Genomic DNA, 715 nt, shown 5'->3' on the forward strand with positions numbered 1-715 from the left:
TGTTGCTTCAGCACCGTAGTGCCTCGTCATCACGCCTCAGCCTTGATTTTCCGGATTTGCCTGGAAAACCAGCCTACACGCTTAAACCGGGACAACCGTCGCCCGGCCAACATAGCCTTCTCCGTCCCCCCTTCGCAGTAACACCAAGTACAGGAATATTAACCTGTTTCCCATCGACTACGCCTTTCGGCCTCGCCTTAGGGGTCGACTCACCCTGCCCCGATTAACGTTGGACAGGAACCCTTGGTCTTCCGGCGAGCGGGCTTTTCACCCGCTTTATCGTTACTTATGTCAGCATTCGCACTTCTGATACCTCCAGCATGCCTCACAGCACACCTTCACAGGCTTACAGAACGCTCCCCTACCCAACAACACACAGTGTCGCTGCCGCAGCTTCGGTGCATGGTTTAGCCCCGTTACATCTTCCGCGCAGGCCGACTCGACCAGTGAGCTATTACGCTTTCTTTAAATGATGGCTGCTTCTAAGCCAACATCCTGGCTGTCTGGGCCTTCCCACATCGTTTCCCACTTAACCATGACTTTGGGACCTTAGCTGGCGGTCTGGGTTGTTTCCCTCTTCACGACGGACGTTAGCACCCGCCGTGTGTCTCCCGTGATAACATTCTCCGGTATTCGCAGTTTGCATCGGGTTGGTAAGTCGGGATGACCCCTTGGCCGAAACAGTGCCTCTACCCCGGAGATGAATTCACGAGGC

The 715-nt window shown here is 55.1% G+C and carries 1 rRNA gene; it reads right to left on the reverse strand.

The window, feature by feature from the left end:
* Nucleotides 1-715 (reverse strand): 23S ribosomal RNA (locus AACU94_RS24470); the annotation flags it as partial.

It is taken from the genome of Escherichia sp. E4702 (assembly GCF_963883545.1).
GTDB lineage: Bacteria > Pseudomonadota > Gammaproteobacteria > Enterobacterales > Enterobacteriaceae > Escherichia.